This is a genomic window from Escherichia sp. KTE96, assembly GCF_000408525.1.
In the GTDB taxonomy this organism is placed as follows: domain Bacteria; phylum Pseudomonadota; class Gammaproteobacteria; order Enterobacterales; family Enterobacteriaceae; genus Escherichia; species Escherichia marmotae.
Map to the genome: position 1 here is coordinate 1,157,324 of NZ_KE137149.1, position 23,379 is coordinate 1,180,702.

Sequence of the window (23,379 nt, forward strand, 5' to 3'; positions counted from 1 at the left end):
GATGCCGCTAATTAGCGACGAAATCCGTAATACACTTCGTTCCAGCGCAGCGCGTCTTTAAACGCAGGCAGGCGGGTGTCGTTATCAATCACCGTGATTTCAATGTCGTGCATCTCGGCAAACTGGCGCATATCGTTCAGGTTCAGCGCATGACTGAAGACGGTATGGTGTGCGCCACCAGCGAGGATCCACGCTTCGGAAGCGGTTGGCAGATCCGGTTGCGCTTTCCACAGTGCATTCGCCACCGGCAGTTTCGGCAGGGAGTGCGGCGTTTTCACCGTATCGATGCAATTAACCAGCAGACGATAACGATCACCGAGATCAATCAGGCTGGCGACGATGGCCGGGCCAGTTTGAGTGTTGAAGATTAGGCGGGCAGGATCATCTTTACCGCCAATACCAAGGTGCTGAACGTCGAGGATCGGTTTCTCTTCCGCCGCGATCGACGGACAGACTTCCAGCATGTGGGAGCCGAGCACCAGGTCATTACCTTTCTCGAAATGATAGGTATAGTCCTCCATAAAGGAGGTGCCGCCCTGCAGACCGGTTGACATCACCTTCATGATGCGAAGCAGGGCGGCAGTTTTCCAGTCGCCTTCGCCCGCAAAGCCATAGCCCTGTTGCATCAGACGTTGTACGGCGAGACCAGGGAGTTGTTTCAGACCGTGCAGATCTTCAAAGGTGGTAGTGAACGCGTGGAAGCCACCTTGTTCCAGGAAACGCTTCATTCCCAGCTCAATCCGTGCCGCTTCCAGCACGTTCTGCCGTTTTTCACCGTGGATCTGTGTGGCAGGCGTCATGGTGTAGCTGCTTTCGTACTCATCAACCAGCGCGTTGACATCGCCATCGCTGATTGAGTTAACCACCTGCACCAGGTCGCCAACTGCCCAGGTATTAACGGAGAAACCGAACTTGATCTGCGCGGCAACTTTATCGCCGTCAGTGACCGCCACTTCACGCATATTGTCGCCAAAGCGGCAGACTTTCAGATGACGGGTATCCTGTTTAGACACAGCCTGGCGCATCCAGGAGCCGATACGTTCATGAGCTTGTTTATCCTGCCAGTGACCGGTGACCACGGCATGTTGCTGGCGCATACGAGCGCCGATGAAGCCGAACTCGCGGCCGCCGTGTGCGGTCTGGTTCAGGTTCATAAAGTCCATATCGATGCTGTCCCACGGTAATGCAGCGTTAAACTGGGTGTGGAATTGCAGCAGTGGTTTGTTGAGGATGGTCAATCCGTTGATCCACATTTTGGCCGGGGAGAAAGTGTGCAGCCACACCACCAGACCCGCGCAACGATCGTCATAATTGGCGTCACGGCAAATCGCGGTGATTTCATCCGGCGTGGTGCCCAGTGGTTTCAGCACCAGTTTACAGGGCAGTTTCGCTTCCGTATTCAGCGCCTTAACGACGTGCTCGGCATGTTGGGTGACCTGACGCAGGGTTTCCGGGCCATACAGATGCTGGCTGCCAATGACAAACCACACTTCATAATTATCAAAAATCGTCATTATCGTGTCCTTATAGAGTCGGAACGGCCTGGGCAGCCTGTGCCGGGGCAGAAGTTGGAAGATAGTGTTGTTCGGCGCTCATCGCCCACTGCTGATAGCGGCGATAAAGCTGTTCAAAGTGTTGTGCCTGTTCGCTGCGCGGTTGCAGCGTTTTCTCGACCGCGCTGGCCATTTTTTGTTGTGCTGATGGGATATCTGAGTGCACTTTTGCAGCAACGGCGGCGAAAATCGCTGCGCCGAGCGCGCAGCACTGGTCAGAAGCGACAATTTGTAGCGGGCGATTCAGCACGTCGCAGCAGGCCTGCATAATGACCTGGTTTTTGCGGGCGATGCCGCCCAGCGCCATCACGTTATTGACGGCGATCCCCTGCCCGGTGAAGCACTCCATAATTGCGCGCGCGCCAAAGGCGGTAGCGGCAATCAAACCGCCAAACAGCAGAGGAGCATCGGTAGCGAGGTTCAGATCGGTAATCACCCCTTTCAGGCGTTGGTTAGCGTTTGGCGTGCGGCGACCGTTAAACCAGTCGAGTACCACCGGCAGGTGATCCAGAGACGGATTTTTGGCCCACGCCTCGGTCAGCGCAGGTAACAGTTGTTTCTGGCTGGCGTTGATTTGTTCTTTCAGTTCCGGATGCCGGGCGGCAAGTTGTTCCAGCGGCCAGCCGAGTACGCGACCAAACCAGGCGTAGATATCACCAAATGCTGACTGACCGGCCTCCAGGCCGATAAACCCAGGCACTACACTGCCATCAACCTGACCGCAAATACCTTTCACTGCGCGCTCGCCAACGCTGTGTTTGTCGGCAATGAGAATGTCGCAGGTAGAAGTACCGATCACTTTTACCAGTGCGTTAGGCTGTGCGCCCGCGCCGACCGCGCCCATATGGCAGTCAAACGCGCCACCAGAAATCACTACGCTTTCAGGCAGACCGAGACGCTGCGCCCATTCCGGGCATAAAGTGCCAACTGGAATATCGGCAGTCCAGGTGTCAGTAAACAGCGGGGAGGGCAAATGTCGATTGAGGAGCGGGTCCAACTCATCAAAGAAACTGGCTGGTGGAAGACCGCCCCAGCTTTCATGCCACAGTGATTTGTGTCCGGCGCTGCAACGCCCGCGACGGATATCTTGCGGGCGAGTGGTGCCAGAGAGCAGGGCTGGCACCCAGTCACATAGCTCAATCCACGACGCGGCTGATTGCGCCACGGCGCTGTCCTGGCGGGTAACGTGGAGTATTTTCGCCCAGAACCATTCGCTGGAATAAATACCGCCAATATAACGAGAATAGTCAACTTTGCCGGGTGCGTGACACAAGCGGGTGATCTCTTCCGCTTCTTCAACCGCTGTGTGGTCTTTCCACAAGACGAACATCGCGTTCGGGTTTTCAGCAAACTCCGGGCGTAGCGCCAGCACGTTGCCGTCGGCGTCGATTGGTGCAGGCGTGGAGCCCGTGCTATCCACACCAATGCCGACCACATCCGCGCGTTGTTCGGCGTTAAGCTCTGCAAGCACAGTTTTTAGCGCCGCTTCCATTGACTCAATGTAGTCACGTGGATGATGACGGAACTGGTTATTTGGGGCATCACAAAATTGCCCTTCCTGCCAACGGGGATACCACTCTACGCTGGTGGCGATCTCTTCACCGGTGGCGCAGTCCACCGCCAAAGCTCGCACAGAATCACTGCCAAAATCGAGGCCAATTGCAATCGCCATCGTTTCACTCCATCCAAAAAAACGGGTATGGAGAAACAGTAGAGAGTTGCGATAAAAACAGTCAGGCAGTATTCGCTAATCTTATGGATAAAAATGCTATGGCATAGCAAAGTGTGACGCCGTGCAAATAATCAATGTGGACTTTTCTGCCGTCATTATAGACACTTTTGTTACGCGTTTTTGTCATGGCTTTCGGCCCCCTTTGTTACAAAATGCTTTTCACAAGCGGGGTTGCCGGTTGGATTAGCGAGAAGAGCCAGTAAAAGACGCAGTGACGGTAATGTCTGATGCAATATGGACAATTGGTTTCTTCTCTGAACGGCGGGAGTATGAAAAGTATGGCTGAAGCGCAAAATGATCCCTTGCTGCCGGGTTACTCGTTTAACGCCCATCTGGTGGCGGGTTTAACACCGATTGAGGCCAACGGTTATCTCGATTTTTTTATCGACCGACCGCTGGGAATGAAAGGCTATATTCTCAATCTCACCATTCGTGGACAGGGTGTGGTGAAAAATCAGGGACGAGAATTTGTTTGCCGACCGGGGGATATTTTGTTGTTCCCGCCGGGAGAAATTCATCACTACGGTCGTCATCCGGAGGCTCGTGAATGGTATCACCAGTGGGTTTACTTTCGTCCTCGCGCCTACTGGCACGAATGGCTTAACTGGCCGTCGATATTTGCCAATACCGGTTTCTTTCGCCCGGACGAAGCGCACCAGCCGCATTTCAGCGAGTTGTTTGGGCAAATTATTAACGCCGGACAAGGAGAAGGGCGCTATTCGGAACTGCTGGCGATAAATCTTCTTGAGCAATTGTTACTGCGGCGGATGGAAGCGATCAATGAGTCGATGCATCCGCCAATGGATAATCGGGTACGCGAGGCTTGTCAGTACATCAGCGACCACCTGGCAGACAGCAATTTTGATATCGCCAGCGTTGCACAGCATGTCTGCCTGTCGCCGTCGCGTTTGTCGCATTTGTTCCGTCAGCAGTTAGGGATTAGCGTCTTAAGCTGGCGTGAGGATCAACGCATTAGCCAGGCGAAGCTGCTATTGAGTACAACCCGGATGCCTATCGCGACGGTCGGGCGCAATGTTGGCTTTGATGATCAACTCTATTTCTCGCGGGTATTTAAAAAATGTACTGGGGCCAGCCCAAGCGAGTTCCGTGCTGGTTGTGAAGAAAAAGTGAATGATGTAGCTGTCAGGTTGTCATAACTGGTAACGAATCAGAGAATTGACGGCTTGACGGAGTAGCATTGGGTTTGCAGAATCCCTGCTTCGTCCATTTGACAGGCACATTATGCAAGCATTGCTGGAACACTTTATTACCCAATCCACCGTTTATTCGCTGATGGCGGTGGTATTGGTGGCTTTTCTGGAGTCGCTGGCGCTGGTCGGTTTGATTTTGCCCGGTACGGTACTGATGGCGGGGCTGGGAGCGCTGATTGGCAGCGGCGAGTTAAGTTTCTGGCACGCCTGGCTGGCGGGGATTGTTGGCTGCCTGATGGGGGACTGGATCTCTTTCTGGCTGGGCTGGCGTTTTAAAAAGCCGCTCCATCGTTGGTCGTTTCTGAAGAAAAACAAAGCGTTGCTCGATAAAACCGAACATGCGTTGCATCAACACAGCATGTTTACCATTCTGGTCGGTCGTTTTGTCGGCCCGACGCGTCCGCTGGTGCCAATGGTGGCAGGGATGTTGGATCTGCCCGTAGCAAAATTTATTACGCCAAATATTATCGGCTGCCTGCTGTGGCCACCGTTTTACTTCCTGCCGGGGATTCTGGCGGGGGCGGCGATTGATATTCCTGCCGGGATGCAGAGCGGTGAATTTAAGTGGTTATTGCTGGTAACGGCGGTGTTTTTGTGGGTTGGCGGCTGGTTGTGCTGGCGGTTATGGCGCAGTGGCAAAGTAACCGATCGCTTAAGCCATTATTTGTCGCGTGGTCATCTGCTGTGGCTGACGCCGCTAATTTCTGGCGTTGGGGTAGTGGCGCTGGTGGTGTTGATTCGCCATCCGTTGATGCCGGTGTATATTGATATTTTGCGTAAAGTGGTTGGGGTTTAGGGGCATAGTCTTGTACGGGGCGCCTGATGCGACGCTTGCCGCGTCTTATCAGGCCCACAATACGCCCCCCGTAGGTCGGATAAGGCGTTCACGCCGCATCCGACAGTGCATATTAGCCTTTAATTCCCAACAGCGCCGAAGCACTCGCCTTACCGCTCAATAACTCATTTGTCTTCCCCTGCCAGGCGATGCGCCCGTCGGCAACCACCACCGAGCGCGTGGCGATCCGCGCGGCATCTTCTACGCTATGTGACACCATCAATAGCGTCATTTTTTGCTGCTGGCAGCTCGTGCTCACCAGCGTCAACATCTCCTGACGCAGCGCCGGATCGAGTGCGGAGAACGGTTCATCAAGCAATAAAATGGGCTGTTCACGTACCAGACAGCGCGCTAACGCCACGCGCTGCCGCTGGCCGCCGGAAAGCTCACCCGGTAACCGCGCCATTAAATTATCAATCCCCATCTGACGGGCGATTGCGTGCATTTTCTCCTGCTGTATTGCGTTCAACTTCAATCCCGGATTCAATCCCAGCCCGATGTTCTGCGCTACCGTCAGGTGGCTGAACAGGTTGTTCTCCTGAAACAGCATTGATACCGGACGGCGTGACGGCGGTGTCGTCGTGTGATCAATACCGTCGATAGTCAGCGAACCGCTGGCTGGCGTCAGAAAACCGGCGATCAAATTCAGCAGGGTACTTTTACCTGCGCCGCTTGGCCCGAGGATCGCCACTTGCTCGCCGCGTTCCACCGTTAAGCTAAAACGCATTGGCAAATGGTGATAAAGCCAGGTGATATCAGTCAGTCTTAACATTTCGCCCCGGTAGTTTTTCAATCATGGTAAACAGCAGAAAACAGAGCAGCAGCAGAATTAATGCGGTGACCGCGCCGTCCTGGCTGCGGTAAGAGCCAATTTGCTGGTAGAGATAAAACGGCAGGGTGCGGAAATCATCGTTACCGAACAATGCCACCACACCAAAATCACCAATCGACAGCACGCAGGCAAAAGCCAGTGCCTGCGCCAGCGGACGTTTCAGGGCGCGCAGCTCGACCACTTTTAAACGCGACCAGCCTTCAATGCCCAACGACTGACACAACATGCTGTAGCGGGCGGTGATATCGCGCATCGGGTTTTCCAGCACTTTCAGCGCGTAAGGGATCGCCATTAGCGCATTGGTGAAAATCACAATGCCGTCAGCAGATTGTGGCAGGCCAGTAGTGTTGTTGAGCAATAAAAAGAAGCCCGTTGCCAGCACAATGCCGGGCATGGCGAGGATCAGCATTCCGCTCATCTCCAGTGTCTGACCAGCCAGCATTTTCTGCCGCGCCCGCAGTTCGCGACTGCTCCACAGCAGCATCATGGTCAGCACTACGCACAATACGCCTGCCGCCAGCGCGATGCGCAATGAGGTCCACAGTGCCTGCCACAGTACCGGTTGCGCCAGCACTTCTGGTAACTGGTAATTCACGCCATCAACGATCACCGCCAGTAACGGTGGCAACAACAGCAGCAGCGCCAGCACGATCAGCACCGTATCGCAAATGCGGCTGTGCAGACGATCGTCCGGGTCGCGCCAACCGTGCAGCAGCGTAGTGCCGGGGGCGATGGCCTTACTTAATCGTTGGCTCAACAACACCAGTCCCAGACAGCACACCATCTGGATCAGCGCCAGCATTGCTGCGCGGGCGGGATCGTAGTCGTAACTCAGCGCCTGATAGATTGCCAGTTCGATAGTCGTCGCCTGTGGCCCGCCGCCCAGCGCCAGCACGGTGGCGAAGCTGGCGAAACAGAGCATAAAGATAAGCGCAGCAACCGGCGGGATTTGTCGCCGTAACCACGGCCATTCGACGAAGCGGAAAAAATGCCAGCCGCGCATCCCAAGCTGGGCGGCAAGTTGACGTTGTTCACCGGGGATGTTTTCCAGTGCCTGGAGTAATAAGCGGCTCGCCATCGGCAGATTAAAAAATACGTGCGCCAGCAAAATGCCTTGCAGGCCGTAGGGCGAAAAAGTCCACTCCAGCCCAAGCGATTGCCAGAGCGATGCCAGCCAGCCCCGGCGACCATAAACGCTAAGAATGCCGAAAACAGCGACCAGCACAGGCAGGATTAAGGTCATGGCGCACAGACGCAACAGCGCCTGCCGCCCCGGAAAGCGCCTGCGGTAGAGGGCGCGGGCGAGGAATATTGCGGGCACGACAGAGAGCAGCGCAGAGAGAAACGCCTGCCAGAAGGAGAAGCGCACCACATGCCACAGGTAGCTGTCCTGCCATATTGTTGCCCAGTCCCCCTGCGGCGCGTTCCACCACAGCGCGAGAAACGCCGCCAGTGCAACCACCACCACCAGCGTGGCGGCGCTTACACCTGGAATTAACCAGCCAGGAATTAACGGCTGACGGCGCGTTGCCATTCGCTAATCCATGCCTGACGTTGTGCCGCCACTTCGGCTGGCGTGAATTCCAGCGTGGTGGCCGGTTTGGTCAGTTGTTCAAAACCGGCAGGTAGTGCGACGTTTGCTACCGGATACATCCAGTTGCCGGTTGGGATCGCATTCTGGAAAGCCGGAGAAACCATAAACTGGAGGAATTTTTGTGCCAGCTCCGGCTGCTTGCTGGCAGCGGTGCGGGCGGCGACTTCCACTTGCAGATAGTGACCTTCGCTAAAGTTGGCGGCGGCGTAGTTATCTTTCTTCTCTTCGAGAATGTGATAAGCCGGAGAAGTGGTGTAGCTCAATACCAGATCGCTTTCGCCTTTTAAAAACAGGCCATAGGCTTCGCTCCAGCCTTTGGTGACGGTGACGGTTTTCTTCGCCAGTTTCTGCCAGGCTTGCGGGGCGTCATCGCCATAGACTTTTTGCATCCACAGCAGCAGACCCAGACCTGGCGTACTGGTGCGTGGATCTTCATAAATCACCCGCCAGTTTTGATCGCTCTCAACCAGTTCTTTCAGGCTTTGCGGCGGATTTTTCAGTTTGTTCTTGTCATAGACGAAGGCGAAGTAGCCGTAATCAAATGGTACGAAAGTGTCATTATTCCAGCCGCCGGGTACATTGATCGCATCCGCTGACACGCCGCTTTTGGTAAACAGCCCGGTTTTGCTGGCGGCATCTAACAGATTGTTATCCAGACCCAGCACCACATCGGCTTTGCTGTTTTTACCTTCCATCCGCAGACGGTTGAGCAGCGAGACGCCATCTTCCAGCGCCACCAGTTTCAGTTCGCAATGACAGTCGGCTTCAAAGGCTTTTTTGACTACCGGACCTGGCCCCCAGTCGGCAGCGAAGGAGTCGTAGGTATAGACGGTCAGAACAGGTTTCGCAAAAACGGGCGCTGTGCACAGCAACAGCAAAGGAAGACATTTTTTTAACACTTTGCACCTCAAAGAAGAGTGGCAAAGGACTTGAGAAGGAGCCTCAAATCCCTTCGCCGGCGTTATCCGGATCAGGTTCGACGGGTATTTTCTCAGCGCACGCATTTGCGTGGCACCCCGTTGAGAACGGCGTTAGTGTAGTGAGTTTGTTATCAACCAGCAATCATGGATCCGGCGGTGCAAACCACGCTGATTTAAAATCGAACCATCCAAGGGTATTCATGCGCAGGCCGCGCATACTGCGTTGCCCCTGAATGATCAGCCAGTGATGGATCAATGGCACCATCGCTTTGCTGGTCACTAACTGCTGGCACCAGTTCGCCAGGTTCATCTCGCCATTGCGCCAGCGCGCGGCATCGGCTTGCCAGTCGATCGGAATACAGTGTTGTAGCAGCGGCACTTCGCACAAATGCGCGAACAGCGAAAAATCCAGCGGCAGCGTAAAGTTGGCGCTGTTAAGCCAGATATCGCTTTCGATCTCTCCCGCATGCCACTGATCGTAGCTGATCTCGTTGATGTTAAGCGTTACCTGATGGCTCGCCAGAATTTGCTGCATGATCCTGGCAATTACCCGATGTTCAATATGATCCTGATAAAAGGTCAGGGTAAGGCTTTCCAGCCCGGCGGGTTTTTCGCAATGCGTGGGGCGGGCATGGTGCCAACGGGGGAGCAGTCCGTAGGCCGGGAACCAGAGTTGCTGGTACTGTTCTTCCGCGAAGTAGACCAGATTGCTCGGAGAAAGAACGTAGCTTACCCAGTCTCTGACTTGCTGATTCGCCCCGCGATGGGTGCGGCTGTCGAACAGTAAATAGTAGCAACCTTCTTCCAGGCGGCTTTCAATCTCTTTTTCCTCACCCTGCGGCCCTTTCAGCATTAGCCCTCCGGCTGGCTCGTCGGCAATTTCCGGCAGAACCCAGACGTTAACTTCATCGATGAGTGCCCGATAACCGAAGAAGTCATCGAATGCCTGAATTTTCAACTGATTGGCGCTGTTACGCATTACCGCATACGGACCGGTGCCGATCGGATGACTGGCAAAGTTGCTGATGGTTTCCCATTCCCGCGGCAGGATCATCGCCGGAACTTGCCCCAGTAGTAACGGCAACCAACGATCGGGCTGCGTAAGATGGATATCCAGCGTCCAGGGCGTTGGCGAAACAATTTCAGCAATGTGGGAATAGAGCGGCTGCGTATTGAGCCGTTTCAAAGAGGCGATGACATCGTCCATTTCCAGCTCACGGCCATGATGAAATTGGATACCGGGACGTAAAAAGAAACGCCAGTGAAGTGGGGAAATTTGTTGCCAGTGGTGGGCAATGTCCGCCTCCAGTTCCCCATTTTCCTCATTTATGCGGGTTAACGCACTGAAGATTTGCCGGGCGATATGCGTTTCGGAACGGCGTAATGCGCTGCCAGGTAGCAGATTACGCAACGGACGATAGTAGAGCACGCGCAGAATGTGCCGCCCCTGGCGGAAGCTACGCCCCAGATGGGAAACCAACATTTGCCGCACAGCGGTTTTATCACCGACGAGTTGCACCAGTTGATCGATACGATCCTGTTCCAGCAGATCCTCCGCCCGCTGTTGCTGAAGCGCAAGTCCGGTGTAGAGGAAGGTCAAACGCGAGCGTTTACCGCGGCCAACCTCCGCCTCCCACGTCAGCCAGCCACGATCCTGCATGGTGTTTAGCAGGGTGCGCATATGACGGCGGGAACAGCTCAATAACTCTGCCAGTTCGTTGAGCGTCGTGTTCTGCGATTTACCCTCGCAGCATTGCCACAGCCGGATGAACTGTTGTTGCAGACGACCTGAAGGCATAAAAGGGGAACTCCTGCGCAAAAGTCAGCAATTTTATTATCCCTATATTAAGTCAATAATTCTTAACGATGAAGCAAGGAGGTATCCCATTCGTCAGTTTTATCGGCACTATTTTGCAATGACAGCAATGATGTGCTGACTGAGTTGGTTAAGCGTTCCACAACGATTAGCCATGCTTGAATAACTGATGCAGTGGGAGGGGAGTCATTCTGACTACTGATCTGCAGACATCATGTGTGACTGAGTATTGGTGTTAATCGCCACGCCAGCAGTGAATACCTGCTGGCTTTTTTCTTTTTGGCGATTGAGTGCCGGATGCGGCGTGAATGCCTTATCCGACTCATAAAACTAGCGCATAAACGCCGGTTGCTTCTCTTCATAATCAGCAATGGCATCGCCGTGCTGCAACGTCAGACCGATGCTATCGAGACCGTTCATCATGCAGTGGCGGCGGAAGGCATCGATGGTAAAACGATAAGTTTTATTCCCCGCTTTCACCTCTTGCGCTTCCAGATCCACGTCGAAGTGAATTCCCGGATTAGCCTGCACCAGTGTAAACAGCTCGTCCACTTCGGCATCGCTTAATTTCACCGGCAGCAACTGGTTGTTAAAGCTGTTGCCGTAGAAGATGTCCGCGAAACTGGGCGCAATCACCACCTTAAATCCGTAATCGGTCAGCGCCCAGGGAGCGTGCTCACGCGAGGAGCCACAGCCGAAGTTTTCCCGCGCCAGTAAAATGGAAGCGCCCTGATATTGTGGGAAATTCAGCACGAAGTCCGGGTTTGGCTGTTGGCCTTTTTCATCCAGAAAACGCCAGTCGTTAAACAGATGCGCGCCAAAACCAGTGCGCGTCACTTTCTGCAAAAACTGTTTCGGGATAATGGCATCAGTGTCGACATTGGCGGCATCCAATGGAACAACCAGGCCTGTGTGTTTGATAAATTTCTCTGCCATGGTGTGCTCCTTATTTAATGTTGCGAATGTCAGCGAAATGACCGGTGACGGCAGCGGCGGCCGCCATTGCCGGGCTAACCAGATGCGTGCGCCCGCCGCGCCCCTGGCGGCCTTCAAAGTTACGGTTGCTGGTGGAGGCACAACGCTCGCCCGGATTCAGGCGATCGTTGTTCATCGCCAGACACATTGAGCAGCCAGGCAAGCGCCATTCAAAACCCGCTTCAATAAAAATTTTGTCCAGCCCTTCTGCTTCTGCCTGCGCTTTTACCGGGCCAGAGCCGGGAACGACCAGTGCCTGAACGCCTGGCGCAACTTTCCGCCCTTTGGCGATTTCCGCCGCTGCACGTAAATCTTCAATACGTGAGTTGGTGCAGGAACCGATAAACACTTTATCGATAGCGACTTCGGTCAGCGGAATACCCGGTTTCAGCCCCATATAGGCCAACGCTTTTTCTGCTGACGCGCGCTCAACCGGATCGGCAAACGAAGCGGGATCGGGAATATTGTCGTTCACGGAGATCACCTGGCCTGGGTTGGTGCCCCAGGTGACTTGCGGCGCAATCTCTTCTGCTTGCAGAGTGACAACGGTATCGAAAGTTGCACCTTCGTCGGTTTGCAGTGTTTTCCAGTAGGCGACGGCGTCGTCGAAATCTTTGCCTTTCGGCGCATGAAGACGGCCTTTGACATAGTTAAAGGTGGTTTCGTCCGGCGCAACCAGACCGGCTTTTGCGCCCATTTCGATTGCCATATTGCACAGGGTCATGCGACCTTCCATGCTTAAATCACGGATTGCTTCACCGCAAAACTCCACCACATGCCCGGTGCCGCCTGCACTGCCGGTTTTACCGATAATTGCCAGCACGATATCTTTCGCAGTAATTCCTGGTGCGGCTTTACCCTGGACTTCAATTTTCATGGTCTTCGCACGACCCTGCTTCAGGGTTTGCGTTGCCAGCACGTGTTCAACTTCGGAAGTACCGATGCCAAACGCCAGTGCGCCAAACGCGCCGTGGGTGGCGGTATGCGAGTCGCCGCAAACAATGGTCATTCCCGGTAAGGTGACGCCTTGTTCTGGCCCCATCACGTGGACAATTCCCTGATACGGGTGATTCAGGTCATACAGCTCGACGCCAAAATCTTTGCAGTTTTTGATCAGCTCCTGCATCTGGATGCGCGCCATTTCTCCGCAGGCATTAATGTCTTTGGTCTGGGTCGAGACGTTGTGGTCCATAGTGGCGAAAGTTTTAGCTGGCTGACGTACCGGGCGTCCGTGGGTGCGCAGACCATCAAACGCCTGCGGTGACGTCACTTCATGCACCAGATGGCGGTCGATATATAACAGCGGGGTTTCGTTTTCAGCTTCGTAAACTACATGAGCGTCGAACAATTTTTCGTATAACGTCTTAGCCATAATTACACCCCTTCTGCCACATAGCGGGCAATGATATCGCCCATTTCATCGGTACTTACGGCGGCAGCGCCACGGGCCAAATCTCCGGTGCGAATGCCTTCTTCTAATGCGCGGTTAATGGCGCGTTCAATAGCGGAAGCCGCATCATCGGCATCCAGGCTGTAGCGCAACAGCAGCGCCAGCGACAGAATTTGCGCAATTGGGTTAGCGATGTTTTTGCCTGCGATATCCGGCGCAGAGCCGCCTGCCGGTTCATACAGACCAAAACCTTGTTCGTTCAGGCTGGCGGAAGGCAACATCCCCATCGAACCGGTAATCATCGCGCATTCGTCAGAAAGAATGTCACCAAACAGGTTGGAGCACAGCAGCACGTCAAATTGCGACGGATCTTTAATCAACTGCATGGTGGCGTTGTCGATGTACATATGTGCCAGTTCAACATCCGGATATTCAATGGCGATCTCGTTAACGATCTCCCGCCATAAAATAGAGGATTGCAGCACGTTGGCTTTGTCGATTGACGTGACTTTGCGGCGACGTTTGCGGGCAGATTCAAACGCGATGCGGGCAATGCGCTCGATCTCAAAACGGTGATACACCTCGGTATCAAACGCTTTTTCATACTGACCGCTACCTTCACGGCCTTTCGGTTGACCGAAATAGATGCCGCCGGTTAACTCACGCACGCACAGGATGTCGAAGCCGTTAGCGGCAATATCAGCACGCAGCGGACAGAATGCTTCCAGCCCCTGATACAGTTTTGCCGGGCGCAGATTGCTGAATAATTTGAAATGTTTACGCAGAGGTAACAGCGCGCCGCGTTCTGGTTGTTGGTCTGGCGGCAAATGCTCCCACTTCGGGCCACCTACCGAGCCAAACAGTACGGCATCGGCTTGTTCACAGCCTTCAACCGTCGCTGGCGGCAACGGCTGCCCGTGGTTATCAATGGCTGCGCCGCCAACATCGTAATGGCTGGTGGTGATACGCATCGCAAAGCGGTTACGCACGGCATCCAGTACTTTCAGGGCCTGGGTCATGACTTCCGGCCCGATCCCATCCCCAGGTAAAACAGCAATATGGTAATTCTTCGACATCACACGGTTTCCTTGTTGTTTTCGTTGTGTTGAGCTTTGCGTTGTAACTCTTTTTCGACTTCTGCGGCGCGCCAGATATTGTTCAGCACGTGCACCATTGCTTTGGCGGAGGACTCGACAATATCGGTGGCCAGGCCGACGCCGTGGAAGCGGCGACCGTTGTAGTTAGCGACGATATCCACCTGACCCAGCGCATCTTTACCGTGGCCTTTGGCGGTCAGGCTGTATTTCACCAGTTCGACGTTGTAGTCAGTGATACGGTTAATCGCCTGGTAGACGGCATCGACCGGGCCATTACCGTTGGCGGCTTCTGCTTTGACTTCCTCGCCACAGGCCAGTTTGACGGCGGCAGTGGCGATATCGTTAGAACCCGACTGCACACTGAAGTAATCCAGACGGAAGTGTTCCGGTTCTTCTTGCTGTTTACCAATAAAGGCCAGAGCCTCCAGGTCGTAATCAAATACCTGGCCTTTTTTATCTGCCAGTTTCAGGAAAGCGTCGTACAGATTGTCTAAATTATATTCACTTTCTTTATATCCCATCTCATCCATGCGGTGTTTTACTGCCGCACGACCAGAACGAGAGGTCAGATTTAACTGGATTTGGTTCAGACCAATAGATTCTGGTGTCATGATTTCGTAGTTTTCGCGATTTTTCAGCACGCCATCCTGATGAATACCGGAGGAGTGTGCGAACGCGCCGCTGCCAACAATGGCTTTGTTTGCCGGGATCGGCATATTGCAAATCTGGCTAACTAACTGACTGGTGCGCCATATCTCCTGGTGATTAATGGCGGTGTGGACGTTGAGAATATCCTTACGCACTTTGATCGCCATGATCACTTCTTCCAGCGAACAGTTACCCGCGCGTTCACCGATCCCGTTCATCGCACCTTCTACCTGCCGTGCTCCGGCATGTACCGCCGACAGCGAGTTGCCGACCGCCAGGCCTAAATCATCGTGAGTGTGTACGGAAATAATGGCTTTATCGATGTTTGGTACGCGTTCATACAGACCGCTGATGATTCCGGCGAACTCAAATGGCATGGTATAGCCCACGGTGTCCGGGATGTTGATGGTAGTGGCACCGGCGTTAATTGCTGCTTCGACCACTCGCGCCAGATCGGCAATCGGTGTGCGTCCGGCGTCTTCGCAAGAAAATTCAACATCATCGGTGTAATTGCGTGCACGTTTCACCATATAGATGGCGCGTTCGATCACCTCATCCAGCGTGCTGCGCAGCTTGGTGGCAATGTGCATTGGGGAGGTGGCAATAAAGGTATGAATACGGAAGGCTTCGGCAACTTTCAGGGATTCTGCCGCCACGTCGATATCTTTTTCCACGCAACGGGCTAACGCACAAACGCGGCTATTTTTGACCTGGCGAGCAATGGTTTGCACCGATTCGAAATCGCCCGGCGAAGAGACGGGGAAACCGACTTCCATCACGTCAACCCCCATTCGCTCAAGGCCCAGCGCAATTTGCAGTTTTTCTTTCGCACTCAAGCTTGCCTGTAACGCCTGTTCACCGTCGCGCAATGTGGTATCGAAAATAATGACTTGCTGGCTCATAGTTTGGATCCTTGTCTCTTTTAGGGCGCTTCGCTTCGGGCATAAAAAAACCCGCGCAATGCGCGGGTTTTTTGTCTGACTGCGTGCTGGCTTAATGCTGGATGCCGTTCACTCGTCTACCGCGCAAAGAAGATGCGTTTAGTAGTAGTAGACCGTTAAAGCGAACGATGTGAGTCATTAAATCAGCTCCGGATGAATGCGATATGCTTTTAGAGTTACTGGATACAAAAACGGATGTCAACCCTGATGCAACAAAAACGGTTCACCAGCGAGAGTTCTGTATGCGTCAAATTAGCTAATTGTGCTGCAAGAGTAAAAACAGTCGATATTAATTTCTGTTTAACCGCTCATACTTTTCATTGGTAGACATACTTCAGAATAATTTATTGCATTTAATCAACGAGGTAAGAAAGAGTAAAACTTGCTCGCTACCGCAACTATCCTGATGATTTGTATTGAATTATATGCTGTACGAATGTTTTTATATTGATTTAGTGAATATTATTGATCGATTAATGTTAAGGATTAATATATTAAACGCATAAAATAAGCATTAAATTAGCACAATTAATCCATTTTTTAGATGATTGAGTATTCGCGGTGGTTATGATTAGAATGTTTTCGCAACAAAAACATTATGGATTATTAAGCTGTGATGAATGACTCTTCGCACGGCAATGGATTCTGTTTTTATCAGAACCCTTATCTTTATGTTTTCCTAATTTTACTCATTTTCCTTCTTCTTATTTTATATGCATGGTAAATCATATTTTTCAGGATTATTTCTCTGCATTCCAATAAGGGAAAGGGAGTTAAGTGTGACAGTGGAGTTAAGTATGTCAGAGGTAAAAACAGATCATCCAGAGATTGCGGAGATTGTGGAGTTAAGCAAGCCACAGTTGCGTATGGTCGATTTAAACTTATTAACCGTTTTCGATGCTGTGATGCAGGAGCAGAATATTACTCGTGCCGCGCATGTTCTGGGAATGTCGCAACCTGCGGTCAGTAATGCTGTTGCACGCCTGAAGGTGATGTTTAATGACGAGTTGTTTGTTCGTTATGGTCGTGGCATCCAACCGACTGCCCGCGCATTTCAGCTTTTTGGCTCTGTGCGTCAGGCGCTGCAATTAGTACAAAACGAGTTACCGGGTTCAGGGTTTGAGCCTTCCAGCAGCGAGCGCGTATTCCATCTCTGCGTTTGCAGCCCGTTAGATAGCATTCTGACCTCGCAGATTTATAATCACATTGAGCAAATTGCGCCAAATATTCATGTGATATTCAAGTCTTCATTAAATCAGAACACCGAACATCAACTCCGTTATCAGGAAACAGAGTTCGTTATTAGTTATGAAGACTTCCATCGTCCTGAATTTACCAGCGTTCCATTATTTAAAGATGAAATGGTACTGGTAGCCAGTAAGAAGCATCCGACGATTAACGGCCCATTACTGAAACATGATGTTTATAACGAACAACATGCGGCAGTTTCGCTCGACCGTTTCGCGTCGTTTAGTCAACCGTGGTACGACACAGTAGATAAACAAGCCAGTATCGCTTATCAGGGAATGGCAATGATGAGCGTCCTTAGCGTGGTGTCACAAACGCATCTTGTCGCTATTGCGCCTCGTTGGCTGGCTGAGGAGTTTGCTGAATCCTTAGAATTGCAGATATTACCGCTGCCATTAAAACAAAATAGCAGAACCTGTTACCTCTCCTGGCATGAGGCAGCCGGGCGTGATAAAGGTCATCAATGGATGGAAGAGCAATTAGTCTCTATTTGTAAACGTTAAGCAGAGGCAGAGTAAATCAGGTGTGCATCTCTGGTTTATTCTGCATTTTTTATTCAATGTAGAATTTTATTCTGAATGCATGTTCCCCTGATATTAGAAATAATAAAAAAATAGAGAAATTGCTGTAACGAGGCAGATTTAGCCGATTTATTATCAATTCTGTCCGCCATTCTGGAGTATTTTATCGTTTATTTTCTCCTTTCCTCCTGTTTATTCTTATTTATTCACGCTTGTGACTCTGCCTGTCAATTGCTTAAGCAAGATCGGACGGTTAATGTGTTTTACACATTTTTTCCGCCAAACAGTGAGGCAAGCCATGGAGATGTTGTCTGGAGCCGAGATGGTCGTCCGATCGCTTATCGATCAGGGCGTTAAACAAGTATTCGGTTACCCCGGAGGCGCAGTCCTTGATATTTACGATGCATTGCATACCGTGGGCGGTATTGATCACGTATTAGTTCGTCATGAACAGGCGGCAGTGCATATGGCCGATGGTCTGGCGCGCGCGACCGGAGAAGTGGGCGTTGTGCTGGTGACATCGGGCCCTGGGGCCACCAACGCAATTACTGGTATCGCCACTGCCTATATGGACTCCATTCCGCTGGTTATCCTTTCCGGGCAGGTAGCAACCTCGCTGATAGGTTACGATGCCTTTCAGGAGTGTGACATGGTGGGAATTTCCCGGCCGGTGGTTAAACACAGTTTTCTGGTTAAGCAAACGGAAGATATACCGCAGGTGCTGAAAAAGGCATTCTGGCTGGCGGCAAGCGGTCGTCCTGGGCCTGTGGTGGTTGATTTACCGAAAGACATTCTTAATCCGGCGAACAAATTACCGTACGTCTGGCCGGAGTCGGTCAGTATGCGCTCTTATAACCCAACAACGCTGGGCCATAAGGGGCAGATTAAACGCGCGCTGCAAACGCTGGTGGCGGCGAAAAAACCGGTAATTTACGTTGGCGGTGGCGCAGTGACTGCGGGTTGCCATCAACAACTCAAACAGATTATTGAGCAACTTAATCTTCCTGTCGTCTCGTCATTAATGGGATTAGGTGTGTTTCCGGCAACGCATCGTCAGGCCTTGGGAATGCTGGGAATGCACGGCACTTACGAAGCTAATATGACGATGCATAATGCCGATGTCATTTTTGCGGTTGGTGTACGCTTTGATGATCGCACCACTAACAATCTGGCAAAGTACTGCCCAAATGCGACAGTGTTACATATTGATATCGATCCTACCTCGATCTCAAAAACCGTGACCGCCGACATCCCGATCGTTGGCGATGCGCGTCTGGTGTTGGAGCAAATGCTGGAATTGTTACCGCAAGAAACCTCTTCGCAACCTCTGGATGAGATCCGCGACTGGTGGCAGCAAATTGAACAGTGGCGCGCTCGCCAGTGCCTGAAATATGATACCCACAGTGAAAGCATTAAACCGCAGGCGGTGATCGAGACGCTCTGGCGACTGACGAAGGGGGACGCTTATGTGACGTCCGATGTCGGGCAACACCAGATGTTCGCCGCGCTTTATTATCCTTTCGATAAACCGCGTCGCTGGATCAACTCCGGCGGCCTCGGCACTATGGGCTTTGGTTTACCTGCGGCGCTGGGCGTCAAAATGGCACTGCCGGGAGAAACTGTGGTCTGCGTCACTGGCGATGGCAGTATTCAGATGAACATTCAGGAACTGTCTACAGCCTTGCAATATGAACTGCCGGTGCTGGTGGTGAATCTCAATAACCGCTACCTGGGGATGGTGAAGCAATGGCAGGACATGATCTATTCCGGCCGTCATTCACAATCTTATATGCAGTCGCTACCAGATTTCGTCCGTCTGGCAGAAGCCTATGGCCATGTGGGTATCCAAATTTCACGTCCGGATGAGCTGGAAAGCAAACTGAGCGAGGCACTTGAGCAGGTAGGTAATAACCGTCTGGTGTTTGTTGATGTCACCGTTGATGGCAGTGAGCATGTCTACCCGATGCATATTCGCGGGGGGGGAATGGATGAAATGTGGTTAAGCAAAACGGAGAGAACCTGATTATGCGCCGGATATTATCAGTATTACTCGAAAATGAATCAGGCGCGTTATCCCGTGTGATCGGCCTTTTTTCCCAGCGTGGCTATAACATTGAAAGTCTGACCGTTGCGCCAACCGACGATCCGACATTATCGCGCATGACTATCCAGACCGTGGGCGATGAAAAAGTGCTTGAGCAGATCGAAAAGCAATTACACAAGCTGGTCGATGTCTTGCGCGTGAGCGAACTGGGGCAGGGCGCGCACGTTGAGCGGGAAATTATGCTGGTGAAAATTCAGGCCAGCGGCTACGGACGTGACGAAGTGAAACGCAATACGGAAATATTCCGTGGGCAAATTATCGATGTCACACCGTCGCTTTATACCGTTCAACTGGCGGGAACCAGCGATAAACTCGATGCATTTTTAGCATCGATTCGCGATGTGGCGAAAATTGTTGAAGTTGCCCGCTCCGGCGTTGTCGGACTTTCACGCGGCGATAAAATAATGCGTTAAGAATGATCTCAATGCGCAATTTACAGCCCAGCATGTCACGTTGGGCTTTTTTTGCGAATTCAGTAGGAACCTGGAATAAAAGCAGTTGCCGCAGTTAATTTTCTGCGCTTAGATGTTAATGAATTTAATCCATACCAGTACAATGGTTATGGTTTTTACATTTTACGCAAGGGGCAATTGTGAAACTGGATGAAATCGCTCGGCTGGCGGGAGTATCGCGGACCACTGCAAGCTATGTTATTAACGGCAAAGCGAAGCAATACCGTGTGAGCGACAAAACCGTTGAAAAAGTCATGGCTGTGGTGCGTGAGCACAATTACCACCCGAATGCCGTGGCGGCTGGGCTTCGTGCTGGACGCACACGTTCTATTGGTCTTGTGATCCCCGATCTGGAGAACACAAGTTACACCCGTATTGCTAACTATCTTGAACGCCAGGCGCGGCAACGTGGTTATCAGCTATTAATTGCCTGTTCCGAAGATCAGCCAGACAACGAAATGCGTTGTATTGAGCATCTTTTACAGCGTCAGGTCGATGCCATCATTGTTTCGACGTCGCTGCCGCCAGAGCATCCTTTCTATCAACGCTGGGCTAACGACCCGTTCCCGATTGTCGCGCTGGATCGTGCGCTTGATCGTGAACACTTTACCAGCGTCGTTGGCGCTGACCAGGATGATGCTGAAATGTTGGCGGAAGAGTTACGTAAGTTTCCGGCCGAGACAGTGCTTTATCTTGGTGCACTGCCGGAGCTTTCTGTCAGCTTCCTGCGTGAACAGGGTTTCCGCACGGCCTGGAAAGATGATCCGCGCGAAGTGCATTTTCTTTATGCCAACAGCTATGAGCGGGAAGCCGCTGCCCAGCTATTCGAAAAATGGCTGGAAACGCATCCGATGCCGCAGGCGCTGTTTACTACCTCTTTTGCATTGTTGCAGGGGGTTATGGATGTTACGTTGCGCCGCGATGGCAAACTTCCTTCCGATCTGGCGATTGCGACCTTTGGCGATAACGAATTGCTCGACTTCTTACAATGCCCAGTGCTGGCGGTGGCTCAGCGTCATCGTGATGTCGCAGAACGCGTGCTGGAGATTGTCCTGGCGAGCCTGGATGAGCCGCGTAAGCCAAAACCGGGCTTAACGCGCATCAAACGAAATCTCTATCGCCGTGGCATCCTCAGCCGTAGCTAAGCGTTAAACAGAAAATGATGCGTCAGCGGATTGTCGCTGGCGCATTGAGTACGTAATTGGACATCAATATCCTTTATGTAAATAAGACTATTCCTGACAATTATCCATAAGACCTTCGAAATATCTCCCCAATTAACTTCATTCTTTGTGCCTAATGATAATTAAGGCGTAACGCCAGGTTGCGATTGCATTATTTTGTTACATGCAAATCGTCAATTGCCGATTAAACAAACACTTTTCTAAACTTTTACACAAAGCCACTGGTGTCAGGCGCGGTGCACGCGCAACAGGGACTGTTATCCGGGGGCGATATGTCCTAAAATGCCGCTCGCGTCGCAAACTGACACTTTATATTTTCATTAAGGAAAATGGAGTCGTTTTTAAAATGGTAATGATGAGTGGGAATTTTTCTTACAACTATTCATGACGTTAATTTGCTTCGTTCGTTGGGCGATTTTTAAACAATGCAGATATTAGTCGTAAACATTGGGTTTTTTGCTTCGGTAAAGAATGTTCCTGGCTTGACAAGCTTTTCCTCCGCTCCGTAAACTCCTTTTAGTGGGAATTTGTGGGATAAAGTGGTAATTGGGGGAAGACTGGCATGTTCCGGGGAGCAACGTTAGTCAATCTCGACAGTAAAGGGCGCTTATCGGTGCCCACCCGTTATCGGGAAGAGCTGCTCGGGAACGCTGCCGGTCAAATGGTATGTACCATTGACATTCATCACCCATGCCTGCTGCTTTACCCCCTTCCTGAATGGGAAATTATCGAGCAAAAATTATCGCGTCTGTCGAGCATGAACCCGGTTGAGCGCCGTGTGCAGCGCCTTCTGTTAGGCCATGCCAGTGAATGTCAGATGGATGGCGCAGGTCGATTATTAATCGCGCCAGTACTGCGGCAACATGCCGGGCTGACAAAAGAAGTGATGTTGGTTGGACAGTTCAACAAGTTTGAACTGTGGGATGAAACAACCTGGCATCAACAGGTCAGGGAAGATATCGACGCTGAACAGTCTGTTACCGAAAGCTTGTCGGAACGACTGCAGGACTTGTCTCTATAAAATGATGGAAAACTATAAACACACCACGGTGCTGCTGGACGAAGCCGTAAACGGCCTCAATATCCGTCCTGATGGCATTTACATTGATGGGACTTTCGGTCGCGGTGGTCACTCACGTCTGATCCTTTCGCAACTTGGCGAAGAGGGGCGTTTGTTGGCAATCGATCGCGATCCGCAGGCTATCGCCGTCGCAAAGACTATTGATGATCCGCGCTTCTCCATCATACATGGACCTTTCTCCGCGCTGGGCGAATACGTCGCTGAGCGTGATCTTATCGGCAAGATTGACGGAATTCTTCTCGATCTTGGTGTCTCTTCACCGCAACTCGATGATGCAGAACGCGGTTTTTCCTTTATGCGCGACGGTCCGCTGGACATGCGTATGGATCCGACACGCGGCCAGTCTGCCGCCGAGTGGCTACAAAGCGCAGAAGAAGCTGATATTGCCTGGGTATTAAAAACTTATGGCGAAGAGCGTTTTGCCAAACGCATTGCGCGCGCCATTGTTGAGCGTAACCGCGAACAGCCGATGACCCGTACCAAAGAACTGGCGGAAGTCGTTGCTGCGGCAACCCCGGTGAAGGACAAATTCAAACATCCCGCGACCCGTACCTTCCAGGCGGTGCGCATTTGGGTGAACAGTGAACTGGAGGAGATAGAGCAGGCGCTAAAAAGCTCGCTCAGCGTACTGGCCCCGGGTGGGCGGCTTTCGATCATCAGTTTTCATTCGCTGGAAGATCGTATAGTGAAACGCTTTATGCGTGAAAACAGTCGCGGTCCGCAGGTTCCGGCAGGGTTACCGATGACCGAAGAGCAGCTCAAAAAATTGGGTGGCCGTCAGTTGCGAGCACTAGGCAAGTTGATGCCGGGCGAAGAAGAGGTGGCTGAGAACCCTCGTGCCCGAAGTTCAGTTCTGCGTATTGCAGAGAGGACGAACGCATGATCAGCAGAGTGACAGAAGCTCTAAGCAAAGTTAAAGGATCGATGGGAAGCCACGAGCGCCATGCCTTGCCTGGCGTTATCGGTGACGATCTTTTGCGGTTCGGGAAGCTGCCACTCTGTCTGTTCATTTGCATTATCTTGACGGCGGTGACCGTGGTGACCACGGCGCACCATACCCGTTTGCTGACCGCTCAGCGCGAACAACTGGTGCTGGAGCGAGACGCTTTAGACATTGAATGGCGCAACCTGATTCTTGAAGAGAATGCGCTCGGTGACCATAGCCGGGTGGAAAGGATCGCCACAGAGAAGCTGCAGATGCAGCATGTTGATCCATCACAAGAAAATATTGTAGTGCAAAAATAA

At 52.1% G+C, this 23,379-nt stretch carries 21 protein-coding genes and 1 riboswitch; of the genes, 10 read left to right on the top strand and 11 right to left on the bottom strand.

Features of this window, described 5'->3' with window-relative positions; all coding sequences use genetic code 11:
* Positions 1 to 11: 11 nt before the first annotated feature.
* Positions 12 to 1,514, bottom strand: coding sequence for an L-arabinose isomerase (araA, locus tag A1WG_RS08940; RefSeq protein ID WP_001517732.1), 1,503 nt, complete (start codon positions 1,512 to 1,514; stop codon positions 12 to 14).
* 10 nt (positions 1,515 to 1,524) lie between these two features.
* Positions 1,525 to 3,225 carry a ribulokinase gene (gene araB, locus A1WG_RS08935; protein ID WP_000951828.1) on the bottom strand — a complete coding sequence of 567 codons (1,701 nt, stop codon included), beginning with the start codon at positions 3,223 to 3,225 and terminating at the stop codon, positions 1,525 to 1,527.
* A gap of 338 nt (positions 3,226 to 3,563) precedes the next feature.
* Between araB and araC the strand changes: the two genes are divergently transcribed.
* Both araC and A1WG_RS08925 read left to right on the top strand, forming a co-directional pair.
* On the top strand, positions 3,564 to 4,442 hold the full coding sequence (araC, locus tag A1WG_RS08930; protein ID WP_001517733.1) for an arabinose operon transcriptional regulator AraC: 879 nt from the start codon (positions 3,564 to 3,566) through the stop codon (positions 4,440 to 4,442).
* 85 nt (positions 4,443 to 4,527) lie between these two features.
* Positions 4,528 to 5,292, top strand: coding sequence for a DedA family protein (locus A1WG_RS08925; RefSeq protein WP_001148417.1), 765 nt, complete (start codon positions 4,528 to 4,530; stop codon positions 5,290 to 5,292).
* 112 nt (positions 5,293 to 5,404) lie between these two features.
* On the opposite strand, the gene thiQ is transcribed toward A1WG_RS08925, so the two are convergent.
* From thiQ to leuL, 9 genes are all read right to left on the bottom strand, one after another.
* Complete coding sequence (gene thiQ, locus A1WG_RS08920; RefSeq protein WP_000945249.1) at positions 5,405 to 6,103, bottom strand: thiamine ABC transporter ATP-binding protein ThiQ; 699 nt, start codon at positions 6,101 to 6,103, stop codon at positions 5,405 to 5,407.
* Positions 6,087 to 7,697: a thiamine/thiamine pyrophosphate ABC transporter permease ThiP gene (thiP, locus tag A1WG_RS08915; RefSeq protein ID WP_001517734.1), complete on the bottom strand. Its 1,611-nt coding sequence runs from the start codon at positions 7,695 to 7,697 to the stop codon at positions 6,087 to 6,089. Before thiP ends, thiQ begins: the two co-directional genes overlap by 17 nt.
* Positions 7,673 to 8,656: a thiamine ABC transporter substrate binding subunit gene (gene thiB, locus A1WG_RS08910; protein WP_001517735.1), complete on the bottom strand. Its 984-nt coding sequence runs from the start codon at positions 8,654 to 8,656 to the stop codon at positions 7,673 to 7,675. Before thiB ends, thiP begins: the two co-directional genes overlap by 25 nt.
* Positions 8,657 to 8,686: 30 nt before the next feature.
* Positions 8,687 to 8,786, bottom strand: a riboswitch (TPP riboswitch).
* 33 nt (positions 8,787 to 8,819) lie between these two features.
* Positions 8,820 to 10,475 carry a DNA-binding transcriptional regulator SgrR gene (gene sgrR / locus A1WG_RS08905; RefSeq protein WP_001517736.1) on the bottom strand — a complete coding sequence of 552 codons (1,656 nt, stop codon included), beginning with the start codon at positions 10,473 to 10,475 and terminating at the stop codon, positions 8,820 to 8,822.
* Positions 10,476 to 10,823: 348 nt separating this feature from the next.
* Entirely contained in the window at positions 10,824 to 11,429 is a 606-nt protein-coding gene (leuD, locus tag A1WG_RS08900; RefSeq protein WP_001517737.1) for a 3-isopropylmalate dehydratase small subunit, read from the bottom strand.
* A 10-nt stretch (positions 11,430 to 11,439) separates the two neighbouring features.
* Positions 11,440 to 12,840 carry a 3-isopropylmalate dehydratase large subunit gene (leuC, locus tag A1WG_RS08895; RefSeq protein ID WP_001517738.1) on the bottom strand — a complete coding sequence of 467 codons (1,401 nt, stop codon included), beginning with the start codon at positions 12,838 to 12,840 and terminating at the stop codon, positions 11,440 to 11,442.
* A 2-nt stretch (positions 12,841 to 12,842) separates the two neighbouring features.
* Entirely contained in the window at positions 12,843 to 13,934 is a 1,092-nt protein-coding gene (leuB, locus tag A1WG_RS08890) for a 3-isopropylmalate dehydrogenase (RefSeq protein WP_000042367.1), read from the bottom strand.
* Positions 13,934 to 15,505 carry a 2-isopropylmalate synthase gene (leuA, locus tag A1WG_RS08885; protein WP_001517739.1) on the bottom strand — a complete coding sequence of 524 codons (1,572 nt, stop codon included), beginning with the start codon at positions 15,503 to 15,505 and terminating at the stop codon, positions 13,934 to 13,936. The genes leuB and leuA overlap by 1 nt, the downstream gene beginning before the upstream one ends.
* 91 nt (positions 15,506 to 15,596) lie before the next feature.
* Positions 15,597 to 15,683 (bottom strand): leu operon leader peptide, encoded by an 87-nt coding sequence (gene leuL / locus A1WG_RS0122025; RefSeq protein WP_032159451.1) that lies wholly within the window; start codon positions 15,681 to 15,683, stop codon positions 15,597 to 15,599.
* 658 nt (positions 15,684 to 16,341) lie between these two features.
* On the opposite strand from leuL, the gene leuO reads away from it, so the two are divergent.
* The 8 genes from leuO to ftsL all read left to right on the top strand — a co-directional run bounded on the left by leuO (position 16,342) and on the right by ftsL (position 23,379).
* The gene (gene leuO / locus A1WG_RS08880) at positions 16,342 to 17,295 is read left to right on the top strand and encodes a transcriptional regulator LeuO (protein WP_001517740.1); all 954 of its coding nucleotides are present in this window, start codon (positions 16,342 to 16,344) and stop codon (positions 17,293 to 17,295) included.
* Positions 17,296 to 17,611: 316 nt separating this feature from the next.
* The gene (ilvI, locus tag A1WG_RS08875) at positions 17,612 to 19,336 is read left to right on the top strand and encodes an acetolactate synthase 3 large subunit (protein WP_000425629.1); all 1,725 of its coding nucleotides are present in this window, start codon (positions 17,612 to 17,614) and stop codon (positions 19,334 to 19,336) included.
* A 2-nt stretch (positions 19,337 to 19,338) separates the two neighbouring features.
* A complete protein-coding gene (gene ilvN, locus A1WG_RS08870; RefSeq protein WP_001252744.1) occupies positions 19,339 to 19,830 on the top strand; it encodes an acetolactate synthase small subunit in 492 nt (163 codons plus the stop codon).
* An 11-nt stretch (positions 19,831 to 19,841) separates the two neighbouring features.
* Positions 19,842 to 19,928, top strand: coding sequence for a hypothetical protein (locus A1WG_RS24585; protein WP_032141500.1), 87 nt, complete (start codon positions 19,842 to 19,844; stop codon positions 19,926 to 19,928).
* 81 nt (positions 19,929 to 20,009) lie between these two features.
* On the top strand, positions 20,010 to 21,014 hold the full coding sequence (gene cra, locus A1WG_RS08865) for a catabolite repressor/activator (RefSeq protein WP_001517741.1): 1,005 nt from the start codon (positions 20,010 to 20,012) through the stop codon (positions 21,012 to 21,014).
* A 601-nt stretch (positions 21,015 to 21,615) separates the two neighbouring features.
* Complete coding sequence (gene mraZ, locus A1WG_RS08860; RefSeq protein ID WP_000488289.1) at positions 21,616 to 22,074, top strand: division/cell wall cluster transcriptional repressor MraZ; 459 nt, start codon at positions 21,616 to 21,618, stop codon at positions 22,072 to 22,074.
* A 1-nt stretch (position 22,075) separates the two neighbouring features.
* On the top strand, positions 22,076 to 23,017 hold the full coding sequence (gene rsmH, locus A1WG_RS08855; RefSeq protein WP_000970467.1) for a 16S rRNA (cytosine(1402)-N(4))-methyltransferase RsmH: 942 nt from the start codon (positions 22,076 to 22,078) through the stop codon (positions 23,015 to 23,017).
* Positions 23,014 to 23,379: a cell division protein FtsL gene (ftsL, locus tag A1WG_RS08850; RefSeq protein WP_000625658.1), complete on the top strand. Its 366-nt coding sequence runs from the start codon at positions 23,014 to 23,016 to the stop codon at positions 23,377 to 23,379. The genes rsmH and ftsL overlap by 4 nt, the downstream gene beginning before the upstream one ends.

Coding starts and splice junctions, on each gene's coding strand:
- araA (WP_001517732.1), bottom strand. CDS start 1,514: ATGACGATTTTTGATAATTATGAAGTGTGGTTTGTCATTGGCAGCCAG.
- araB (WP_000951828.1), bottom strand. CDS start 3,225: ATGGCGATTGCAATTGGCCTCGATTTTGGCAGTGATTCTGTGCGAGCT.
- araC (WP_001517733.1), top strand. CDS start 3,564: ATGGCTGAAGCGCAAAATGATCCCTTGCTGCCGGGTTACTCGTTTAAC.
- A1WG_RS08925 (WP_001148417.1), top strand. CDS start 4,528: ATGCAAGCATTGCTGGAACACTTTATTACCCAATCCACCGTTTATTCG.
- thiQ (WP_000945249.1), bottom strand. CDS start 6,103: ATGTTAAGACTGACTGATATCACCTGGCTTTATCACCATTTGCCAATG.
- thiP (WP_001517734.1), bottom strand. CDS start 7,697: ATGGCAACGCGCCGTCAGCCGTTAATTCCTGGCTGGTTAATTCCAGGT.
- sgrR (WP_001517736.1), bottom strand. CDS start 10,475: ATGCCTTCAGGTCGTCTGCAACAACAGTTCATCCGGCTGTGGCAATGC.
- leuD (WP_001517737.1), bottom strand. CDS start 11,429: ATGGCAGAGAAATTTATCAAACACACAGGCCTGGTTGTTCCATTGGAT.
- leuC (WP_001517738.1), bottom strand. CDS start 12,840: ATGGCTAAGACGTTATACGAAAAATTGTTCGACGCTCATGTAGTTTAC.
- leuB (WP_000042367.1), bottom strand. CDS start 13,934: ATGTCGAAGAATTACCATATTGCTGTTTTACCTGGGGATGGGATCGGG.
- leuA (WP_001517739.1), bottom strand. CDS start 15,505: ATGAGCCAGCAAGTCATTATTTTCGATACCACATTGCGCGACGGTGAA.
- leuL (WP_032159451.1), bottom strand. CDS start 15,683: ATGACTCACATCGTTCGCTTTAACGGTCTACTACTACTAAACGCATCT.
- leuO (WP_001517740.1), top strand. CDS start 16,342: ATGTCAGAGGTAAAAACAGATCATCCAGAGATTGCGGAGATTGTGGAG.
- ilvI (WP_000425629.1), top strand. CDS start 17,612: ATGGAGATGTTGTCTGGAGCCGAGATGGTCGTCCGATCGCTTATCGAT.
- ilvN (WP_001252744.1), top strand. CDS start 19,339: ATGCGCCGGATATTATCAGTATTACTCGAAAATGAATCAGGCGCGTTA.
- A1WG_RS24585 (WP_032141500.1), top strand. CDS start 19,842: ATGCGCAATTTACAGCCCAGCATGTCACGTTGGGCTTTTTTTGCGAAT.
- mraZ (WP_000488289.1), top strand. CDS start 21,616: ATGTTCCGGGGAGCAACGTTAGTCAATCTCGACAGTAAAGGGCGCTTA.
- rsmH (WP_000970467.1), top strand. CDS start 22,076: ATGATGGAAAACTATAAACACACCACGGTGCTGCTGGACGAAGCCGTA.
- ftsL (WP_000625658.1), top strand. CDS start 23,014: ATGATCAGCAGAGTGACAGAAGCTCTAAGCAAAGTTAAAGGATCGATG.